This window comes from Bacillus sp. AFS037270 (genome assembly GCF_002585305.1).
This window is the reverse complement of sequence record NZ_NUNF01000058.1, coordinates 101,249-118,794: the sequence shown is the minus strand read 5'-3', so window position 1 is coordinate 118,794 and position 17,546 is coordinate 101,249. Positions and strand designations below refer to the sequence as shown.

Here is a 17,546-nt window from a genome sequence, read left to right as displayed (position 1 = left end):
CTTATGCTTGGCTACAGAAAAAGCTATCGCTTTCTGTACGCATTAAGGGCGACTAGTCTTTGACCCTGCTTTTCGCTGGCCAGTCGACAAGTCGCCCTATATCGTGGCTGACCAAGGCGCTTGCGCTTTTCTTAAATAGCCATCTTGTAAGAGTGAAATTTGGCTGTCGACTTAAAAGGATTTTTCTCGATATATGTAGAATATATGATTTAATATAGTATATAGAGAATAAGGATTTCGCGGGGTGTCAAAACGTGGAGAAGAAGGAACTAAAAGATACTTTACATCTTGGCAATAGTGAAAAACAGAATATGACTATTAACTTTCAGGACAGCGAACAAAAATATCGACGTATCTTTGAATATTCTATGGATGGTCTCCTCCTTTGGGATAATGATCACCGTATTATTGATGTGAATCGTGCCGGTGAAAAAATGATTGGTCTTCCTAAGGATCGTTTAATAGGTCATCGGGTCTATGAGCCGCACACCATTTTGGAAAATGGAAGGCAAGAGTTTTTGAAACATATTGAACAAGTGCTAGAAAAAGGACAAACCTGCTCCACGGTAACTTTTAAAGATGAGGAAGGAAATAATAGATATTTTGATTGTTCTTCACAACTTGATATCTTAGGTGGGATAAATTTTACCATATTTAAAGATATATCTGAAAAGATAGAAATTGAGGAACAGCTCCGCAAATCAGACACACTGAATGTAATTGGTGAACTTGCTGCGGGAATTGCCCATGAAATACGTAATCCTATGACAGCTCTAAAGGGATTTATTCAGTTACTTGAGGAAATTATAACTAAGGAACATTCGTTGTATTATCAAGTGATAACTTCAGAATTGGCACGGATTGATTCGATTATTAATGAGTTTTTAATCCTTGCAAAGCCGCATGCTACTAAATTTCAAGAAAAGGATTTAAACAAAATTATGAAGGAAACTGTCGATTTACTATCGGCTCAGGCAGTTTTACATAATGTTCAATTTGTAACAGACATGGACAGCAAACTACCACTTGTATTTTGTGAACCTAACCAATTAAAAAAGGTTTTTATTAATATAATAAAAAATGCAATTGAAGTGATGCCTATGGGTGGAAATATAACCATTACTACGAAGATGCTGGAGGGTGAACGAGTTCAAATTAGTATCCAAGATGAGGGGGCGGGAATTTCAACAGAGAAGATAAAAAAACTAGGTGAACCATTTTTTACGACAAAAGACGAAGGAACTGGTCTAGGATTAATGGTTAGCTATCGAATTATCAATGATCATAAAGGCAGCATCACGATAGAAAGTGAAGAAGGAAGAGGAACCACGTTTTATATCCAGCTGCCCCTTGACCTAAAAGAAAAAAAAGAAACCGTATAAAAAAGCAATCCCTAACCGATTTGGATTGCTTTTAAATATTTCAATAATTTAGTTATACGAGGCTGGTTTTCGATCTTCAAAAATTGGAATTTGCTTGCGTATTTCTTTGACTAAATCTAAATTAATCTCAGCAGTTAGAATCTCTTGCTGCTCTCCTGCTTCAGCCAATACTTCTCCCCACGGATCAATAATGAGTGAATGTCCCGCAAAATGATTATTTGGGTCACTGCCAGACCTGTTACAGGCAATCACATAACATTGATTTTCAATCGCTCTAGCGATTAAGAGAGCACGCCAATGGCCTAAGCGGACAGCTGGCCATTCCGCTACAACAAATAAAGCTGCAGCTCCTTCTGATGTATGAGCCCGAATCCATTCAGGGAACCGAATGTCATAGCAAATTACACCTGCAAATAATTGACCTTCCAAAGAGAATAAGCCTTTTTCAGCTCCAGCTTCTAAGTAGAGATGTTCATCCATTAATTTAAAGAGATGGAGTTTATCATATTGGTGTGTAACAGTGCCCTCTTTAGTTATAATAAGAAGGGTATTCTTTACTCCATTTTCCCCTTGATTTGCAACTGATCCTCCAACAAAATGGACTTGGTGTTTTTTTGCAGCTGCTTGGAGAAAGATAATAGTTTGCTGGGCTTTTTGATCAGCTATCTTATCTAATCTGGTTAGGTCATACCCTGTCGTCCAAAGCTCAGGCAGGACAATAATATCTGGATGTTCTTCCATGGCTTTTTCGATTAGTTTTGCAGCAGATTGATAATTACTCTCTGGCTCACCGAAAGCGATATCCATTTGGAGACAGGAAACTTTTTTTTTCAAAAACCTTCACCTCAATCATCTTCTGTATTTTTCATTACAATTCAATATAAAAGTTATAACATTTATCACTAGAAATTCAATACATATTTAGAGGACTTAGTAAAATAATTCATTCGGTAGGATTGAACTAGTTCTATCGAACTAAACAATATTTTAAAAAAATTTAATTTTAATTCTTTAAAGCAAAAAACATCATTATATTTCCTTTTCTCATTTGGTAATTCTTTAGTAATTTGTAAAAGAGGATTAATGGAGTTTTGTCGTTTGCGAACGAAAATGAATGAAAAAATTGTCGAAAAACGAAAGAAATAGAATGTTTTGTCTACTTTTGCGATTGTATTTACTTTTAATGAATTTCTTGTCATAATTCTTCAAGTAGTCTACTTTTTTGAGTGGTTTATAGTAAGCGTGTAAGGTAGGAGGATAAAATTGTACAAGGATAGTAATTATCAATCTGAAATGATTGAAAAGATAAAGGCTAAAAGAGAATTAATGATCAATAGTGCAAATAAGCTAGGCTTTACAAGTGAACAAACAATTAAATACAGCCAGGAGCTAGATGAACTAATCAATCATTACCAAAAAGTGATTGGACAATCATCTAAATCAAATGAAGAAGTAAAATTTGCCTTTAAACATATGATTATGGTTTGGCCAAAGGTTTTAGTTTAATAAATTGAAGGTCTTCAATATCTATTAACATATTACTTATCAAACAAGAAGGCCTTCCGATGTCTTACTATAATCGAATATGATTTTTCTCCCTTCTCCAAACGTACCAACCCCAATTTATATCCAATCGTCCTTAACAAACATCCATTTCAGTTCCCTGAATAATTCAAATAAAGAATACATTATTAGCAATAATAGTGAGAAGCTGTGATTTTTATCATTGTTTATATCGTAATATTTCATATAGTTATATTAGTAGCATTTTATTGAAAAATTCACAAATAGACTATGCCAAATCTTCTACATCCAGTATATCATCCATTATTTTCGTTTTGCCGAAAATACTTCCTAGAATCCGCATCGTTTTCCCATCATTTTTTATTTTTAACTAAAGAAAAAGAAAAACTCGTATGTTTGGTACTATGCTTGTGTTGCGATACATATATCGTTAATAACAGCATTTTCTATAACCAAAGAGAGCAAGCGCTTTCAATAATCGTAGTTTATATGGAGGAGGGAAAGTCCTACATGCACATTGTCGTTTGTATCAAACAAGTACCTGATACAAAAATTATCAAAATTAACCCAAAAACGAACACACTCGACCGCCGAAGTGCGCCAGCCATTTTGAATCCTTATGATGCCCATGCCGTTCAAGAGGCTGTCAAAATTAAGGAAAAAACGGGAGCTACCATTTCGGTACTGTCAATGGGGCCGCCACAAGCAACAGCTATTATTAAAAAAAGCATTGAAATAGGGGCAGATAGAGGCTATTTAATTACAGACCGCGCCTTTGCAGGTGCAGATACCTTAGCCACCAGTTACGCTTTATCAAAGGCATTAGAACGAATTGGCAAGGAATTCCCTGTTGATATGGTTATTTGCGGAAAGCATGCCATTGATGGGGATACTGGGCAGGTTGGACCGGGGATTGCAAGAAGAATGGATATCCCGCCTGTGACAAATGTAATTGAAGTAATAGAGGTCAATCAAGAGGAAAAAACAGTTCTAATCAAACGGAAATTAACCCATGGCTATGAATTAATTCAATCTGAAATTCCTTGTCTTTTAACAGTTGAAAAGGAAATTAACCAGATTGAATATTCACCAATGCCTAACATGATTAAAGCAGCAAAATACGAACCAATTATCTGGGCAGTCAGCGATCTTGAAAATGTGGACCGGACTCAGCTTGGATTAAAAGGATCACCAACTATAGTAGGGAAGATGTTCACTCCACCACGGCCTGAAGGCGGGAAAAAACTAGATGGTTCTGCTGATGAGCAAGTAAAACAGCTCATGGAAGTCTTATTGGAGAAAGAGGACCTATTTACGATTCAGTCATCTAAATAATAACAGTTATTTTTCTGCTTTGGGGAGGCGTTTATATGAATCTGGACGATTATCGGGGAGTCTGGGTATTTATCGAACAAAACGATTGTAAAATTGAAGGAGTTTCACTAGAACTGCTTGGTGAAGGTAGAAAATTAGCTGATAAATTACAGGTTCCATTAGCAGGATTTTTACTGGGACATGAGGTTAAACCATTAGCCAGCCATGTAATTTCCTACGGTGCTGATGAAGTTTATGTTATTGATCAGCCGATCTTAAAGGATTACAGAACGGAATCATATATGCAGTGTGTTATGTTATTGGCAAGAAAATATAAACCTGAAATTATTCTATACGGAGCCACACCAAATGGGAAGGATTTAGCGAGTGCTGTTGCAACGGATTTATCGACAGGGTTAACTGCCGATACGACCATGCTGGACGTAGATGTATCGAATCGATTACTAGAAGCCAGCAGGCCCGCGTTTGGCGGTAATATTATGGCAACCATTTTATGTAAGAAGCATAGGCCGCAAATGGCAACTGTTCGGCCAAAGGTTATGAAGGCATTAGATCCGGATACAGGCAGACTTGGTAGGATAATTGAAGAGAAGATTGATTTAATAGAAGAAGATATGCGGACAAAAGTGCTGCAAATTGTGAATGATGTAACAAAAAAGGCTAGCTTAGCGGAAGCACATGTGATTGTTTGCGGCGGCAAGGGAATGGGAGACCTGCAAAACTTTCAGCTTATTCATGAGTTGGCCGAAACGATTGGTGCAAGTGTAGGTGGTACGCGCGATGTAGTTGAAGCAGGCTGGCTGCCACATGAACAGCAGGTTGGGCAAACAGGGGAAACAGTAACACCGAAAATTTATTTTGCTATTGGAATATCGGGTGCGATCCAGCATATAGTTGGGATGAAAAATTCAGAGTTTATTATCGCTATCAACAAAGATCCAAATGCGCCTATTTTCGATGTTGCAACGTACGGGATTGTAGGTGACGCGATGGAAATTGTACCTAAACTAATCGATCAATTTAAGCAGGTTAAGACGGAAAAGGGCGGTGAAATTAGTTATGCCTGAGAAATTTGATGTAATTGTGGTTGGAGCAGGACCTTCAGGTACAGCATGTGCCCTCACTTGTGCACGAAGTGGGCTGAATGTTTTATTGTTAGAAAGAGGTGAATATCCAGGATCAAAAAATGTAATGGGCGGTGTCTTGTACCGCAAACAGATGGAAGAATTAATTCCTGAGTTTTGGAAGGAAGCTCCTCTTGAAAGACCCGTCATAGAGCAGCGGTTTTGGATGATGGATAAGGAATCGGTTGTGTCTTTCGGTTACAAAGGTCTTGAATGGGCCGTCGAACCATATAATAATTTCACCGTGCTGCGTGCGCAATTTGACCAATGGTTTGCCGGGAAGGCTGTGGAAGCAGGAGCCCTTCTTATCAACGAAACAGTAGTAACAGAATGTATTGTTGAAAATGGCAAGGTTGTCGGTGTCCGTACAGATCGCCCTAATGGCGATGTTTATGCAGATGTTGTGGTCCTTGCTGACGGAGTAAATTCACTGCTTTCGAAACAATTGGGGTTCCATAAAGAATTTCGCCCAGATGAAGTTGCCTTAACGGTTATGGAGGTTATTAATCTTCCAAAAGAAAAAATTAATGACCGCTTTAATTTAGAGGATAACCAAGGCTGTACGATTGAGATTTTTGGAGATTCAACAAAAGGAAACCTTGGAACTGCTTTTCTTTATACGAATAAGGACAGTCTAAATATTGGGGTAGGAACAACCCTATCTAGTATGATTAAAGCGAAATTGAAGCCATACGATCTATTAGATTATTTGAAAAATCATCCGATGGTAAAACCGTTGATTGCGGGCGGGGAATCTGCAGAATATTTAGCCCATCTTATTCCTGAAGGAGGCTACCGTTCTGTTCCGAAGGTTGCTGGTAATGGAGTCATTGTTGTTGGCGATGCCGCTCAGTTAGTCAATGCCATCCATCGTGAGGGCTCCAATATGGCAATGCATTCAGGTTTATTAGCTGCTGAAACTGTTATTGAAGCTAAGACGAGAGGTGACTTTTCTGAGTCCAGCTTAAATCTTTATCGTGAAAAGCTTTATGATAGTTTTATTATCAAAGATTTAGAAAAGTATAAAGATGCAGCACATACTTTTGAAAAATACCCACAATATTTCAATGATTATGTGCCGATGATGAACAAGGCAATGAGCAAATTCTTTACAGTCGATGGAACACCAAAACGGGAAAAACAAAAACAAATCATGAAGAGTGTTACAGCGGAAAAGGGAACTATACGAGTAATTCAGGATATTTATCGTGCCTGGAAGGCGGTGAAATAATGTCAACGAAGAATATCGAGGAAAAACAGTACCTGTTAAGGTTTAAGTGTGATACCAAGTCCCATTTGACGGTGCTCGATCACGACATCTGTATGACTAAATGTCCCGATAAAATTTGTACAGTATTTTGCCCTGCTGAAGTGTATAAGTGGGAAGGAACAAGGATGCAAGTAGGTTATGAAGGCTGCCATGAGTGCGGAAGCTGCCGGATAGGCTGTCCATATCAAAATATTAAATGGGAGTATCCTAAAGGCGGACATGGAATTGTTTTTCGGTTAGCATAAATTCTAATGGGTCACATTTGTGACCACTCATTACTGGTATATGAAAAAAAACGGTGCTAAATTTAGCATCGTTTTTTTTGTTCCAAATAATTAATTACGTCTCAATATGATATTCGATGTTGCTCGGTTCGGCTGTATCTACTTTCATGCAGACAAATTTGACACGGATCTAGGTTTATCTGTCCTTATGAAAGCTCATGCGGTCAACTTTGACTCAGTTCCTGACCAATCTGTCCTCATCATTCCTCAAGTACTTTAATATTTGTTTGTGAAATAAGAAGATTCTTTTTAAGCTCCCTAGGTAGATTAATTCACATCAATTTTTTTAATCTTTATGAAATTGCTTACCCCGTTTTCAACAGTCCTTAATCTTCCGTCTATAAAACTATAAGGATCAAAGGTTTCTATATGACCATCCAACTGTTGCTCGAGCATGTCACAAAGCATACCTGAAACTTTGCACAAGTGGTCAATAACGCCAATTAATTGTAGTTCAGTAACACCGACTGTTGTTGTTGTATTTGCATGTGTAACTTGGTACAGAACACGATTTATCCTCGCGTTGAGTTCTTTAGTGTCATTAATAGTGAACTTATCCTTTAGACTTGCCATAGGTTAATACCTCCTAAAGAGTTATTTACATTTCAAGTTATTCATTAGAAGGTGAGTATAGAATGCTTTGGTAGAACCCTTTACAAGGAATTAACAAACGTAATGAAAGGTAAGACAGTAAAACATACATAAAAAAATATCCGGCTGAGTACCGGATAAAATAAGAGGGGGAATACTTGTAACATATATTTAATGTACACAATAAGGATGTATTAGGGTATTAAGGGACGTTAGTATTATATAAAATCCCAAAGAACGAATAAAAAACCGTTTACTATTGAGTAGTAAGAAATTATATACTGATTGCCATTCAAGTTAAGGGAGTTTACACGTTTGAAACGATATGTAAGTTTTTTCACAAATGGGAGCAAAAAGAAGGTAAAGCAGGGGGTTACTATGAAGTGGATTTAGCTTATTTTCTCTAATAAAGCAGCGGAGGAGAGTTCATCCTTTTTACTTGATTGAACTAATGAGGAGGCCAATGTATTTGCATAATCAATTAATTCCATATTGGGTGAACAATAGTAGGGAGCCTTCCAATTAAAATCACCCTCGTTTGTAGCTGGATAGATACTTACTTTCCAATGATAATAAATTTTGGATTGTGGCAGCTGTACTCCTTCAACAGCAATCAGCCAATGGGTAAAGGGTTTAGCGGGACAATAGGCATCGGACTTTTGTAAAGATAGCAGGTCATTTATACCGATTGGAATTAATGCCTTTTCATAAAAATCATGATAATTTGGAGTTTTCATCTATATTACCCTCCCTTATAGGTATATCTATATTATATGAAACATTACCCCCATATTTGTGTGATATTTGTTAAAACTTTTCAAAAAATTATAACGTTTTCACTAAATTATCACAATTACACATTACTGTAAATAAATGTTTTGTAAAAAGTGACCTGTATCACTACATTCTCAATCAGTTGTTAATATACTGAACTCACAGAAAAAATAAGGGTGAATGGAAATGAGCAGCTGCATGAGTGGTTTTGGCGGTACGGTTCAGGGAGAGTTAAGCGAAGGTCTTGCCCGTTTAAAAAGTGAACATCCTCCATTGAGAGAGAAAATGGATGGATTGTATAGTTTAACACAAAAAATTGATCAAGGAATTGATATGGAAGAAAATTTTCATGAATTAATCATAAAGGTCAAAGAGTTTAAGGGTGAATTAGATCCACATTCTGAAAGAGAAGAGGGTGTTCTATTTCCCATGATGGGAGCTTATATTGGTACTACTTCTGGGCCAATAGCTGTAATGGAGTATGAACATGATCAGGCAAAATCAAATATTGGTGCCTTTCTTGATCAAGCAGAAGTTGGGGAATCGACAACTGATGAAAAGAAGAAACTAGCTGAATTAGTTCAAAATGCATATTTTATCTTAACTGATCACTTTAACAAGGAAGAAAATGTATTATTTCCAATGGCTGAAAGAATGCTTTCCGATGTGGAAAAGGCTGAATTATTACAGAAGATCAAAGAGATTTAATAAAAGGATGGGCAGTGCCCATCCTTTTCTATTTTTGGGGATTGGAACCCCATCACATCATCCTCGTTGATTCCATTCCCAAACCTTTTGATCACTTGGGAGCAGGAAGGAGATTAACCCCAATAATGGAAGGACGCCCAACCAAGTTATCATGGACTGCAAGCCAACCCAGTCGGCAATCGATCCAAGTCCTACGGAGCCTATGGCTCCCATTCCAAACGCAAGACCCACAGTTAAACCGGACATCGTACCAATCTTGCCTGGAACTAACTCCTGGGCATACACAACCGTAACCGAAAAACTTGTCATTAGGATAAATCCTGTAAGAATAAGGAAGAAAAATGCTAATGTTGGCGGTACATGCGGAATCAAAATCGAAAAAGGAACAGTCGCTAACATGGAAAAGGAAATGATGTTTTTCTTTCCGAAACGATCTGATAGCGGGCCGCCAAAAAAAGTCCCAATCGCACCTGCTACTAAGAATGCAAATAAAAATACTTGAGATTCCTTAATGGATAAAGCATATTCTTTGATAGCATAGAAGGTATAGAAGTTCGTAATTCCGGAAGTATACCAAGTTCTTGCAAAGATTAACAACAAAATTAATGCCAATGTGTTTTTAACTTCTCGTGACAAGCCCTGGCTTTTTTCTTTATTTAAATCCTTTTTCTTTACTCTCGGAGCATCTAGCAATCTTTGTTGATACCAGTTTGCGATATAAATGAGTAAGATCACCGCAATTGCAGCCACTATGGTAAACCAAGATGCGCCAATTTGCCCGAGGGGAACCAATACTAGTGCTGTAATCACCGGTGCCAATGCCTGACCAGTATTACCCCCAACTTGATAAATAGATTGTGCGAGCCCTCGTCTGCTTCCTGCAGCCATATAAGCGACCCGGGAACCTTCAGGATGGAACACGGCTGAGCCAAGTCCTATGAAAATGACGGACAGGACAATAAGTCCAAAATTCCCCGCAAATCCTAATCCAAGGATACCGAATAAAGTAAAAGTTAGACCGATTGGCAGAGCAAAGGGCATGGGCTTTTTGTCTGTATAAAAACCGACGACTGGCTGCATAACTGACGAAACCATATTTAAAGAAAAGGCTATAATACCTAACTGGGTAAAACTTAATCCCATTGACTTTTCTAATATGGGGAACATTGCAGGTACAACTGCTTGAATGGCATCATTTAATAGGTGGCAGAGGCCGATAATAAACAGAATTTTAAACATGGTTGATTCCGAGGCTTTTGAAGCCTTTGCAGATAAAGCAACTGGTTGACTCATATAATCCCTTCTTTATTTGTATTGTTTTCCCTATCTTACTACTTATTTACTAAAATAAAAAACAATTATTTCTATTTTCGAAATTAAAAATTAATAATATTTTAGAAAAGATGATACAGGGGAGAGTTTGACATAGGCTAAAAAATTTTTTATAATTAATTTTGAAATCAAGATAATTTATTGGATGCACTCTTACCCAATCTTATCAAAAATTAAAAGGATGAGTTTCTTATGGAAAACGAATCAGTTGAAAAGTCATTAAAATTATTTATAGTCCTCTCTAGAGCATATAAAGCGATTAATGAACGTGTAAATAAAGCTATTCAGGCAAACGGCTTGAATCCAACCGAATTTGCGGTGTTAGAGCTTCTTTATCATAAAGGTGATCAGCCAATGCAACAAATTGGCGGAAAAATACTTCTTGCTAGTGGCAGTATAACCTATGTAGTCGACAAACTCGAACAAAAAGAACTTCTAAGAAGAATTGCCTGTCCGAATGACCGTAGGGTAACATATGCTCAAATCACAGAGCAAGGAAAATCATTTATTGAAGAGATTTTTCCTGAACATGCAAAACAAATTGATACACTTATTTCAAGACTTTCTGAATCTGAGAAAACAACTGCTATAGAGCTACTGAAAAAAGTAGGAATTCCCGCAGGTAAGTTTTAATACGGCCATTGGTCGTATTTTTTTTATTGGAGGAATATTATTAATAGTGTCGAATGGAAAGAATTGAAACAACTGGAAAGGGGTTTATGAAATGAGCTTTGAAAATTATACATATGTAAGACCAAATTTAGACGAAGTTACGGCCAAGTTTGATAAGGTATTGGAAGGCTTTAAACATGCAGATACAGTCGAGGCACAAAGCCGGTTTATGGAAGAAATTAATCAATTGAGAAATGATTTAGGCACAATGTTTAATCTTTGTTATATCCGCCACTCTATTGACACCAATGATGAATTTTATAAGGAAGAACAAGATTATATGGACGAAATACAGCCTGAAGTGGAAGGCTTAGTGACAAAGTACTACCAAGCATTGGTTGACTCGAAGTTTCGCCTGGAGTTAGAAAAAAAGTGGGGAGCCCAACTTTTTGCCCTAGCTGAAGGACAATTAAAAACGTTTAAACCTGAAATTGTTTCATTACTACAAAAGGAAAACCGTTTGTCTACTGAATATACAAAATTGCTCGCCTCAGCTAAGATTCATTTTGAAGGTGAGGAAAGAGCACTTGCCCAACTAGACCCATTCACTGAATCTAAGGATCGTGACATGCGAAAAAAAGCAAGTGAAGCGAAATTTGGATTTTTTGCGGAACATGAAGAGCAGCTAGACCGAATTTATGATGATTTGGTCAAAGTAAGAACAGAGATTGCCCAAAGATTAGGGTTTAAAAACTTTGTAGAACTTGCTTATTATCGAATGATGAGAACCGATTATGATGCAGAAATGGTGGCAAACTTCCGTGATCAGGTGAAAGATTTTATTGTACCGATAGCTACTAAATTAAAAGAACGGCAACAAGCAAGAATAGGTGTCGACCAATTAAAATATTATGACGAGGGTTTTAATTTTCAATCAGGAAATGCTGTTCCAAAAGGTGATCCGAAATGGATTATTGGAAATGGACAAAAAATGTACGAAGACCTTTCTAAAGAAACTGGGGTTTTCTTTAGCTATTTGCAAGAAAATAATTTAATGGATCTAGTTGCCAAGAAAGGAAAAGCCGGCGGAGGCTATTGTACATTTATTGAGAATTATAAGGCTCCCTTTATATTTTCAAATTTTAACGGTACATCCGGTGATATTGATGTCCTAACACATGAAGCAGGCCACGCATTCCAGGTATATTCAAGCCGTCATTTTGAGATACCAGAATACTACTGGCCAACCTATGAATCAGCTGAAATTCATTCAATGAGTATGGAATTTTTTACATGGCCATGGATGGAATTATTCTTTAATGAAGATACCGACAAATATAAGTTTACTCACCTAAGCGGGGCCTTGTTATTCCTTCCTTATGGGGTTTCTGTAGATGAGTTCCAACACTGGGTCTATGAAAATCCTGCTGCAACACCTGCGGAACGGAAACGTCAATGGCGGGAAATTGAGAAGAAATATTTACCACATAAAGATTATGATGGAAATGTCTACCTTGAAAACGGCGGCTTTTGGCAGCGACAAGGTCATATTTATAATTCACCATTCTATTATATTGACTATACGCTTGCACAAATTTGTGCCTTCCAATTCTGGAAGCGTTCAATAGAAAACAGGGAAGAGGCATGGGCAGATTATGTAAAGCTTTGTAATCTTGGCGGCAGTCTATCTTTCACAAAACTTGTTGAAGCAGCCAACCTAATCTCGCCATTTGAAGATGGATGTGTTGAGTCCGTTGTTGGCGTCATCGATGAATGGTTAACTTCAGTAGAGGATCAAAAATTATAAATAAAAAGCGAAGCCGGGAGTGGCTTCGCTTTTTAGTATTAGTTAACTGAAACAGCTTCAGAAACAACCCTTAGTTCACCATTATCTAGAACAGAGACTAATTTTTTAGTATCAGGATCTTCTAAGATAAAGTCAGCAATTTTATCTTCGAGCTGTTCTTGGATGACCCTGCGGAGCGGACGTGCACCAAACGCTGGATGATATCCGAGTTCAGCTAATTTATCTTTAGCCTCTTTTTTAATGCTGAATTCAATGTTTTTTTCCTTTAATGTTTCCTGTAATTCGTGGACCATTAAATCGACAATTGACAAGATATGTTCCTTATCAAGGGAGTTAAACTCGATAATGCTGTCGAAACGGTTTAGGAATTCCGGCTTAAAGAAGCTGCCAAGTGAGTCAAGGATGCCTGCCTCTTCAATTGCATCGCTGGCTCCAAAACCTACGTGGATAGTTTTATGACCTACGCCCGCGTTACTTGTCATAATAATAACGGTGTCTTTAAAGCTTACCACTCTACCTTGGCTGTCGGTTAGACGGCCGTCTTCAAGAATTTGCAGGAACATATGCTGAACATCTGGATGTGCTTTTTCAATTTCATCTAATAAAATGATGCTATATGGATTCCTGCGGACTTTCTCCGTTAATTGTCCTGCCTCATCGTGGCCGACATAGCCTGGAGGAGAACCAATTAATTTAGAGACACTGTGTTTTTCGATATACTCGCTCATATCGAGACGGATCATCGAATCCTTGCTGCCAAATAATTCTTCGGCCAGCGTTTTTGTCAGCTCGGTTTTACCTACCCCAGTAGGACCTACGAATAGGAAGGAACCAATCGGACGATGTTTTGATTTTAAGCCCGCACGGCTGCGTCTAATTGCCTTAGCTACTTTTTTCACGGCTTTATCTTGACCGATTACCTTTTTATTAAGGTTAGCTTCTAATTCACGCATCTTCAGCTGTTCGTCTTGCTGGAGTTTACCGACTGGAATTTTTGTTTTTTCTTCAATGATTTTTTGAATATCAGAAACTGTAACAACCGGTCTAGTTCCAGTTGAGTCGGCATTTACTGCTTTTTCTAGTTTTGCTTCCTCATCTCGGAGTAGGGCTGCCTTTTCATAATGTTCATTTTTAAGTGCTTCTTCTTTTTCAAGAGCAATCTCTTTTAATCGTTTTTCAACTTGTTCAGTGTTTTTGTAATCCGAAGTTAGATTTAATTTAGAACCAGCTTCGTCAAGCAGATCAATGGCCTTATCAGGTAAGAAGCGGTCTTGTATATAGCGTTGTGATAACTGTACACAAGCGTGAAGAGCTTCTTCAGAATAAGTGACCTCGTGATAGTCTTCATATTTCTTTTGTATACCTTTTAAAATTTCAATTGCTGCTTCTGGAGTCGGCTCAAGAACATGAACTGGCTGGAACCGGCGTTCTAGGGCAGAGTCCTTTTCAATTTGTCGGTACTCTTTTAAAGTTGTAGCACCGACAACCTGTAACTCGCCTCTGGCAAGGGCTGGTTTTAAAATATTCCCTGCATCCATTGAACCTTCAGCCGATCCGGCTCCAACAAGTAAGTGAATCTCATCAATAAAGAGAATAATATTTTTTCGTTCCTGTAATTCTGAAATTAACTGTTTCATTCTTTCTTCAAATTGACCACGGATACCGGTATTTGCGACAAGTGAGGCAACATCTAATAAGTAAACCTCTTTATTGCGTAATTTGCCAGGAACATCTCCGCTGGCAATTTTCAACGCAAGACCTTCAGCAATGGCCGTTTTTCCGACACCAGGCTCACCAATTAAGACTGGATTATTTTTATTTCTTCTATTTAAAATTTCAATTACACGTTTAATTTCTTCATCACGACCAATGACAGGGTCAATTAAACCTGCCTTTGCCATTGTGTTAAGGTTTCGTCCAAACTGATCAATAAAACCGTTATGGGCATTGTGCCTATTCCCAGCAGTTATTGAGTGATCCATCGTCTCTTCAGCTTGTGGGAATCCTTTTGCGATAAAAAAGTTATCAAATGGGAAGTTAGGAAATGAATTCATGTTTGAACCAAATCCTGCACCTAGAGATTGCTTTTCTTTTGCGTAGCATTCGTGGCAGAGTTTCATTTCCTTACGTTGTCCATTAATATTCAAACTTAATTGTACATTGGCCTGATTTTGATGGCATTGTTGACAAAGCATAAGCAAATAACCTCCTACTATCTATAAAATTTATCATTAATTTGACTTTGACTATCTTTGACCTTATGACCATAGTATACTCTGACCTTTTCTGACTTTCAAGTAGTTTGTTTAAAGAAATCATTTCCATTAGGAAAAAAAGCTCGTCTTTGTTTGTCCCTTCTCACATATATTGATGATAAGGGGGAGATGAGGTGAAGAAGAGTTGGACTCAAGCTTTTCAAATTGCTGCAGTTTATGTGGGAACTGTAGTAGGGGCCGGATTTGCAACAGGAAAAGAAATTGTTGAGTTTTTCTCACGATTTGGTTTCTTCGGTCTAATCAGTATAATAATGAGCGGTTATCTCTTTATCATATTGGGTTCAAAACTTATGAGGATGGCCGCCTATATAGATGCAAAATCGTACCAAGAGTTTAATGTTTATTTATTCGGTAAATGGCCAAGCCGAATTATCAATATATTTATGCTATTTATGCTTCTTGGCGTTAGCGCTGTGATGCTTTCTGGAGCTGGGGCAGTATTTGAAGAACAACTCGGTCTATCGAAGAACATCGGTGTTTTTCTAACCATCATTCTTTCGATTCTTGTGATGTTAGTGGGGACAAAAGGGCTTTTTGCTGTGAATACATTTGTAGTGCCATTAATGATTAGTTTTAGTGTAATCCTTATGATTTTCTCGGTACAGATGCCGAATTTTATGGATCAATTATTATTTATACCCCATGCAGAGGATGGCTGGAAAAGTGTAGTAGCGCCTTTTTCTTATGTTGCATTGAATCTTGGTTTAGCCCAGGCGGTTTTAGTACCGATTGCGACAGAGGTAAAAGATGATTGGACGATTAAATGGGGTGGGATTCTCGGAGGTGCTGCATTAACATTAATATTAACAGCGAGTCATTTCACCTTAATCATGCTGCCCAATTTAGAACAGTACAATATTCCAATGGCGATTGTTATGAAAAAACTTGCACCGTTCCTGTATTGGATTTTTGTTCTTGTCATATATGGTGAAATTTTCACTTCGGTGATTGGCAATGTCTTCGGGCTTGACCGTCAAATGAAGCAATATTTATCGATTCCTACAATTATTTCGGTAACAGCTATTTTTCTGGTGTCCTATCTGGTAAGTCTTGTGAACTATGGTACGCTATTATCCTATTTATACCCCTTGTTCGGGTATATCTGCATGACCTTTTTTATATTGTTGTGGATGAAGCCTCTTAATTCTGATTTAAAAAAATAAACAGCTGTCAACTGACAGCTGTTCTTACGTAAATGGCACAATCATAAAAATCATAATATCAAAAATGAGATGTGAAACAATAACAAGCGGCATGCTTCTTTTCCAATAATATAATCCTCCCCAAGCAAACCCTGAGACAAAGGCAGCAAAAACTAACAAGAAAGAACCTGAATAAATATGAACAGATGCGTAAAGAACGGCACCGAGTAGGATGCTCCAAATTGGTTTGAAATATTTTAAAAGGCTCTTTTGAATAAATCCGCGCCAGAAAAGTTCTTCCCCTGGTGCTGCAACCAATATAAGGGCAATATAATGCCAAAAAGCGTGGGGGGCATACCAGCGGTACAATTTGTTAATGGATTTTTCAAAAGGAAGGTCTAATAGTTGAATGCCCTTAAATCCAAACCAAAAAATAAAATATAACAAGAAACCTGATAAAGCTCCATAAAATATATATTTGGCAAATGAAGCCTCGTCATCCACTTCTCCTTGGAACATGGCATAAGCAATGAGAATAAGGATTGAACCGGAAAAAATATACCAAAATATTGTTTTATCATGGAATGAAAAATATATAAGTGCGTGTGCAATGATGAAACCAAGAATAAGTCGTAGATCTAGGAAGCATTTTCCCATCCTAAGTAGCTCCTTTTTTAATCAATAAAATTTATTTTAACAAATATGTTTTTCAAAAGGAAATGATTTCTTTAAACATTTTATCCATTTCTGGTGATAAGAACTTACTCAAATGAAAAAAATAAGGAGGAAAGGAGTGAGCAGGATGAGTAAATCTCAAAGTCAGCAAGAACGGGAATGGACAGTTCGTAAACAGGATCAGAATCCTCATGGTAAAGTCAAGTCTTTAAAGCAGATTTCTAAAGAAACTGACCAAGGAAGATAAACATAAAAAATCTCGCCGTTTGGCGAGATATCTCTAATTAAAAATAGAAATGGCAGTAAATCACTGCCATTTCTACCAATCTATTACTTAATAAGCGCTTTCTTTTACCACTTTATAGTTTTTATGATTTACAACTGTCCGCTGATCCAATTCAAGATCACGGTAATTATCCATAATTGTTAGGTCGACTATAACAGAGTTTTCATTTACCTTTTCAACTATCCCTTGGAGGCCACCGCGAAATTCAATGATATTTCCTACTTCTGCTTTTCTCATTAGTCTCTCTCCTTTACCCTCAAAAACTATTAATAAAGTGTTTATATAACAGTTTGCACTATCTTTTACAATTCGTAAAGGCTTTTATTTGACAATTATGTTAATTCTTTTGGAATATTATAGTATATGAAGGGGATTTCAGAAAAAGAATAGCAAACGCTTACAAAATCTAAGTGGAGATTAGGAC

The 17,546-nt window shown here is 37.3% G+C and carries 18 protein-coding genes; 11 read left to right on the top strand and 7 right to left on the bottom strand.

All coding sequences use genetic code 11. The features are described from left to right. Nucleotides 1-254: 254 nt before the first annotated feature. Complete coding sequence (locus tag COD92_RS25085) at nt 255-1,382, top strand: PAS domain-containing sensor histidine kinase (RefSeq protein ID WP_255286467.1); 1,128 nt, start codon at nt 255-257, stop codon at nt 1,380-1,382. A gap of 48 nt (nt 1,383-1,430) precedes the next feature. Here COD92_RS25085 and COD92_RS25080 read toward each other — a convergent pair whose 3' ends face one another. After that, a complete protein-coding gene (locus COD92_RS25080) occupies nt 1,431-2,216 on the bottom strand; it encodes a carbon-nitrogen family hydrolase (protein WP_098996615.1) in 786 nt (261 codons plus the stop codon). Between the two features lie 429 nt (nt 2,217-2,645). Here COD92_RS25080 and COD92_RS25075 point away from each other — a divergent pair, with 429 nt between their 5' ends. The 5 genes from COD92_RS25075 (at nt 2,646) to COD92_RS25055 (ending at nt 6,880) form a co-directional block, all read left to right on the top strand. After that, nucleotides 2,646-2,888 (top strand): aspartyl-phosphate phosphatase Spo0E family protein, encoded by a 243-nt coding sequence (locus tag COD92_RS25075; protein WP_098526922.1) that lies wholly within the window; start codon nt 2,646-2,648, stop codon nt 2,886-2,888. A gap of 528 nt (nt 2,889-3,416) precedes the next feature. Beyond that, nucleotides 3,417-4,241 carry an electron transfer flavoprotein subunit beta/FixA family protein gene (locus COD92_RS25070; protein ID WP_098526923.1) on the top strand — a complete coding sequence of 275 codons (825 nt, stop codon included), beginning with the start codon at nt 3,417-3,419 and terminating at the stop codon, nt 4,239-4,241. A gap of 35 nt (nt 4,242-4,276) precedes the next feature. Then, nucleotides 4,277-5,308 carry an electron transfer flavoprotein subunit alpha/FixB family protein gene (locus COD92_RS25065; protein WP_098526924.1) on the top strand — a complete coding sequence of 344 codons (1,032 nt, stop codon included), beginning with the start codon at nt 4,277-4,279 and terminating at the stop codon, nt 5,306-5,308. Further along, entirely contained in the window at nt 5,301-6,596 is a 1,296-nt protein-coding gene (locus COD92_RS25060) for an FAD-dependent oxidoreductase (RefSeq protein WP_098996614.1), read from the top strand. Before COD92_RS25065 ends, COD92_RS25060 begins: the two co-directional genes overlap by 8 nt. After that, the gene (locus tag COD92_RS25055) at nt 6,596-6,880 is read left to right on the top strand and encodes a ferredoxin family protein (protein WP_098526926.1); all 285 of its coding nucleotides are present in this window, start codon (nt 6,596-6,598) and stop codon (nt 6,878-6,880) included. The genes COD92_RS25060 and COD92_RS25055 overlap by 1 nt, the downstream gene beginning before the upstream one ends. 306 nt (nt 6,881-7,186) lie before the next feature. Here the strand turns inward: COD92_RS25055 and COD92_RS25050 are convergent, their stop codons facing one another. Then, nucleotides 7,187-7,492, bottom strand: coding sequence for a hypothetical protein (locus tag COD92_RS25050; protein WP_098526927.1), 306 nt, complete (start codon nt 7,490-7,492; stop codon nt 7,187-7,189). 407 nt (nt 7,493-7,899) lie between these two features. Then, nucleotides 7,900-8,247 carry a hypothetical protein gene (locus COD92_RS25045; protein WP_098526928.1) on the bottom strand — a complete coding sequence of 116 codons (348 nt, stop codon included), beginning with the start codon at nt 8,245-8,247 and terminating at the stop codon, nt 7,900-7,902. A gap of 223 nt (nt 8,248-8,470) precedes the next feature. Between COD92_RS25045 and COD92_RS25040 the strand changes: the two genes are divergently transcribed. Then, nucleotides 8,471-8,992 (top strand): hemerythrin domain-containing protein, encoded by a 522-nt coding sequence (locus COD92_RS25040; RefSeq protein ID WP_255286468.1) that lies wholly within the window; start codon nt 8,471-8,473, stop codon nt 8,990-8,992. 57 nt (nt 8,993-9,049) lie between these two features. Here the strand turns inward: COD92_RS25040 and COD92_RS25035 are convergent, their stop codons facing one another. After that, nucleotides 9,050-10,285, bottom strand: a complete 1,236-nt coding sequence (locus tag COD92_RS25035) for an MFS transporter (RefSeq protein WP_098526929.1) — start codon at nt 10,283-10,285, stop codon at nt 9,050-9,052. A gap of 231 nt (nt 10,286-10,516) precedes the next feature. On the opposite strand from COD92_RS25035, the gene COD92_RS25030 reads away from it, so the two are divergent. Then, nucleotides 10,517-10,957 carry a MarR family winged helix-turn-helix transcriptional regulator gene (locus COD92_RS25030; protein ID WP_098996613.1) on the top strand — a complete coding sequence of 147 codons (441 nt, stop codon included), beginning with the start codon at nt 10,517-10,519 and terminating at the stop codon, nt 10,955-10,957. A 91-nt stretch (nt 10,958-11,048) separates the two neighbouring features. Continuing rightward, nucleotides 11,049-12,743 (top strand): M3 family oligoendopeptidase, encoded by a 1,695-nt coding sequence (locus COD92_RS25025; RefSeq protein WP_098996612.1) that lies wholly within the window; start codon nt 11,049-11,051, stop codon nt 12,741-12,743. Nucleotides 12,744-12,781: 38 nt separating this feature from the next. On the opposite strand, the gene COD92_RS25020 is transcribed toward COD92_RS25025, so the two are convergent. After that, nucleotides 12,782-14,938 carry an ATP-dependent Clp protease ATP-binding subunit gene (locus COD92_RS25020; protein WP_098996611.1) on the bottom strand — a complete coding sequence of 719 codons (2,157 nt, stop codon included), beginning with the start codon at nt 14,936-14,938 and terminating at the stop codon, nt 12,782-12,784. Nucleotides 14,939-15,132: 194 nt separating this feature from the next. Between COD92_RS25020 and COD92_RS25015 the strand changes: the two genes are divergently transcribed. After that, nucleotides 15,133-16,182: a YkvI family membrane protein gene (locus COD92_RS25015; protein WP_098996610.1), complete on the top strand. Its 1,050-nt coding sequence runs from the start codon at nt 15,133-15,135 to the stop codon at nt 16,180-16,182. A gap of 24 nt (nt 16,183-16,206) precedes the next feature. Here the strand turns inward: COD92_RS25015 and COD92_RS25010 are convergent, their stop codons facing one another. After that, on the bottom strand, nt 16,207-16,818 hold the full coding sequence (locus COD92_RS25010) for a CPBP family intramembrane glutamic endopeptidase (RefSeq protein ID WP_098526934.1): 612 nt from the start codon (nt 16,816-16,818) through the stop codon (nt 16,207-16,209). Nucleotides 16,819-16,963: 145 nt separating this feature from the next. Between COD92_RS25010 and COD92_RS33020 the strand changes: the two genes are divergently transcribed. Beyond that, entirely contained in the window at nt 16,964-17,083 is a 120-nt protein-coding gene (locus COD92_RS33020) for a DUF6254 family protein (protein ID WP_222429627.1), read from the top strand. A gap of 87 nt (nt 17,084-17,170) precedes the next feature. Here COD92_RS33020 and COD92_RS25005 read toward each other — a convergent pair whose 3' ends face one another. Next, on the bottom strand, nt 17,171-17,359 hold the full coding sequence (locus COD92_RS25005; RefSeq protein WP_098526935.1) for a YkvS family protein: 189 nt from the start codon (nt 17,357-17,359) through the stop codon (nt 17,171-17,173). Nucleotides 17,360-17,546 lie beyond the last annotated feature (187 nt).